We start from the raw sequence: 3,483 nt of genomic DNA on the forward strand, positions 1-3,483 counted from the left end.
CTGCACGGCTTCCGCCACCTCAGAATCCGCTGGGAACACCGCGACGACATCCACGACGGCTTCCTGCAACTCGCCACCTGCCTCATCCTCTACCGACGCGTCCAAGCATTCTGTTAGAGCCTGTAAGGTCACGTCCCGCGTAGTGGTGGAATCTCTGTGCACTGACGTTCCGTCGGAGCAAGGGGTCTGGACCGGGGTTCGCGGAGCGGCCCGCTGCCGTCCTCTGTGCAGGTCGGGGCGAGGAGCCGTGCCGTCGGCCGGGGCCGGACAACAGCTTCCGGGCCGCTGACCAGGGCCTGCTCCAAGATCACTGCTACATCACTTGGCGGGACGCCATCGGGGTTAAGGCGGGCCCAGTGGGTGGTGTGGCCGCCGGCTCAGGTGCGGGTGCCGTGCTGTTCGGCGAGCGCCTGGACGACGTTCAGTCCTCGGCCGTGTTCGGCGGAGGTGCAGGAGCGGGTCCAGGCGCCGTCCCGTGGTGCGGGGCCGCCGTCGCTGACGCCGACCCACATCCGGCCGTCCGCGCCGGTGCGGTGCAGGTGCAGACGGACCGGGGCCATTGCGTGTTCGACGGCATTGGTGACCAGTTCGGAGACCACCAGCAGCACCGCGTCCTGCGCGTCGTCGCCGATCTGCCAGGCGTCCAGGCACCCACGCGCGATGCGGCGTGCCTGGGCGGCGGCCTCGGGCCGGTGCTCCAGCGGCCAGGTTCCCTCTACCGGCCTGGCCGGCGCGGGCGCCGGCGCCTGCGGCCGAATCACCATCACCGCGTCTGCGGTCACTGCTGCCGTGCCCAGTGTCGAAAGCAGTGCCGTGCCGCCGCCACCGGCCACGCGTCGGCGGGCCGGACTGTCGATCAGGCTGGTGGCGTACATGGCGATCACATCCGATGAAGCGGGCGACGGTGCTGCTGTCTCGGCCGGTGACCCGGTCCTCCCGGAGAGGTTCTGGGCTCCTGGACACCACCCTCCGCCCCCCGCATGGGTATCTCCTTGAGTAACCGGTGACCAAAAACGAACAAAAGCGGCTAATGACCCGAAGTGCCGACATGCCCCGTGTACCGGCTTGCGCGGCCGCTCCCCGCCCAGGAGAGGGACGTGGGCAGGGCTGGTGTGATCGGGTGACTATCTGGGCTGGTTCCGGTTTTCGCGGGGTAGCGTCACTTGTGGCGGCTCCGGCTCGTTGCACCGGTACGAGCACCCCATCCCTCTTCGGATGCCTCGCGGTGCCGTGTCGCCGACGGTTGAACCCAAATTGGGCCGCTGCCGACATGCCGGTCCCGGTTCTCCGGGATTCTTCGCCGGTACTGCCGTGGTCGGCGGGCGGCCGGCCCCCGTACACACCGGCCGCCCGCACCCACTCACCCCGTCGGACCGGTCGGCGCTCGCGTACCCGGGAACAGCCGGCCTGCGGCGGCCGCGGCGTGCCGATGCCTAACCCGGGCCGGACGGGGCGAGGATGGGGGCACAGCTCGCGCGGAAGGAGACAGGGATGAGGGCGTCGGTGGGTGACCGTCTGGTGGTGCACGGCCAGGTCGTGGGACAGACGGACCGGCACGGCGAGATCCTGGAGGTGCGCGGCGCGGACGGCCAGCCGCCGTTCCTGGTGCGCTACGACGACGGCCACGAGGCCCTTGTTTACCCCGGCCCGGACGCCATGGTCGAACACCAGACAGAACAGGCGTAACAACTCCAGGTCGAGGAAGCCGGTCGATCCGGACGACCGGGCAGGAACCTGCAGCTCACATGTCCTTTGTCTACGGCCGGTATAGCTTGGCAGCGCGGCGGGTGATGTCGGGCAGGTGATGGTAGAGGGTGTCGCCGGGGCATTGGGTGCAGTAGGCGTCGCGGTGACCGCTGATGGCACGGAACAGGTGCCGGGTGCCCTCGCGGTAGCGGCTTTCGGTGCTGCGGGAGATCAGCTCGACGGTGCTGTCGGGACGGGTGCCGGAGGAGGTGAGGCGCCAGGCGGCGAGGCGGGCGACGGCGTCCAGGGCCGGTTCGGGGACGGGGGTGTCGGTGTAGGTGCCGATGACGGCGATCCCGACGGTTTCGTGGTTGAACCCGGCGGCGTGGGAGCCCGCGACAGCCTGGTGGGTGTCGAGGGCGCCGGTGCGGCCCTCGTAGACGGTGCCGTAGCGGTCGACGAGGAAGTGGTAGCCGATGTCGTCCCAGCCGCGGCGGTGCATCCAGTCGTACTGGATCTCCCGCACAATCTCCGCACTGTCGCCGGGGCCGTAGTCGTTGGGGTCGGCGCTGTGGTGCACTCCCACACCGCCCGCACCACCTGATCGAACACCAGCGGCTCCGAGACGGGCACCGCACCCCACATGGCCCGGGACACCACCGGCACCGGAGCGCCGGCGCTCCCGACAGGCGCGGGCGCGGGGCGCCCCGGCGGCCTGCATTACTGCGCACCGACCGCCCTGGGCGCAGCGCTCCCCACAGCGCGCCGCTCGATGCCGCCGTCGGCTGCGGTTCCTCGGGCCCTGCCGAGCCCGCCAGCACGCCGAGTCCACTCCACACCGCCCCGGCCAGTAACCGCCTGCGCCCGATGATCCCCACCCTGCGCACCGTAGCTACCACCGCAGCATTGATGGGTTCGCCGCACCGGGCCCGTCACCGTTCCGGCCCACCGCATGCCGTGGCTGCCCGAGGCGGCGCCGGATGTCTGTCCTCGATGGTCGTGAGGGGCGGTTGCCCGTAGGAGGACCTGCCGGTGTTCCCGGCCGGCCGTCGGCAGTTCCACTCGAACCCTGATGAGGCCTCGTCCTCTCCCTGATGTGTCGTCATGGACGGGCCATGAGTGCTGGTTGCTCATCCGGATTGGGCTTGTGTGGTTGATCATGGTGGTGCGGATGTGAGCGGAATCCCCCCTCTGCTTACACATGGGCGGTGCGGCCCGTTGCTCTCCCCGGGCCTCGAGGCTGCACCGCCCCTTTCGATTGTCCGGGTCCGGCGTGTGCGCTGGGGAGCGCCGGCGGCATGGTGCCGTGGGAGCGCCGGGTGCGGACGGCCGTTGTCGGCAGGGTGGTTGCGTGGGGCAGGGCCTGGTCTGCGCGGCGACTGTGGGCCGTGGGCCCGTGCTGCTGTCATGGCGGGCCCGCGGTCTGCAGGCTTTGTGCACCCCGGGGCGGATGACCCAGGTGACGGGCAGTTAGGACCGCGGTTTCCTCCCTTGCAGCACACCACGCCTGCCCGACATCTCCGGGCCATCCGGGGTGTCCGGGCCGGTGAGAGCCCCGGCCGGGGCTCTACTGCCCGATTCGGTCCGACTCTGCCCCCTGAGCCGGAGCCCTGGATGCGCTCATGGCCTTGCCGTTTTCCGGTTCCGGTCACCGATGTACTGGCCGGGATTTCGGGAGTTGGGCAGCGAGTCAGGTCAGTGTTGCCAGACCTTGACGTAGTCCACCTGCATGTCGGTGTCGGCGGTCAGGGTGTTGTTCTGGTCGACGCCGTTGTTGAGGATCAGGTACTGCGGGCT

The 3,483-nt window shown here is 70.1% G+C and carries 3 protein-coding genes and 1 pseudogene; 2 read left to right on the forward strand and 2 right to left on the reverse strand.

Annotation, left to right across the window (positions count from 1 at the left end; all coding sequences use genetic code 11):
* Positions 1-117 (forward strand): annotated as a pseudogene (locus tag AB0442_RS41995) (IS5/IS1182 family transposase); the annotation flags it as partial.
* A gap of 260 nt (positions 118-377) precedes the next feature.
* Here AB0442_RS41995 and AB0442_RS42000 read toward each other — a convergent pair.
* Positions 378-875 carry an ATP-binding protein gene (locus tag AB0442_RS42000; RefSeq protein ID WP_366168781.1) on the reverse strand — a complete coding sequence of 166 codons (498 nt, stop codon included), beginning with the start codon at positions 873-875 and terminating at the stop codon, positions 378-380.
* Between the two features lie 616 nt (positions 876-1,491).
* On the opposite strand from AB0442_RS42000, the gene AB0442_RS42005 reads away from it, so the two are divergent.
* Positions 1,492-1,686, forward strand: coding sequence for a DUF1918 domain-containing protein (locus AB0442_RS42005; RefSeq protein WP_366168782.1), 195 nt, complete (start codon positions 1,492-1,494; stop codon positions 1,684-1,686).
* A gap of 70 nt (positions 1,687-1,756) precedes the next feature.
* On the opposite strand, the gene AB0442_RS42010 is transcribed toward AB0442_RS42005, so the two are convergent.
* A complete protein-coding gene (locus tag AB0442_RS42010; protein ID WP_366168783.1) occupies positions 1,757-2,272 on the reverse strand; it encodes an N-acetylmuramoyl-L-alanine amidase in 516 nt (171 codons plus the stop codon).
* Between the last annotated feature and the right edge of the window lie 1,211 nt (positions 2,273-3,483).

The organism is Kitasatospora sp. NPDC085895 (assembly GCF_040702125.1).
Lineage (GTDB): Bacteria > Actinomycetota > Actinomycetes > Streptomycetales > Streptomycetaceae > Kitasatospora > Kitasatospora arboriphila.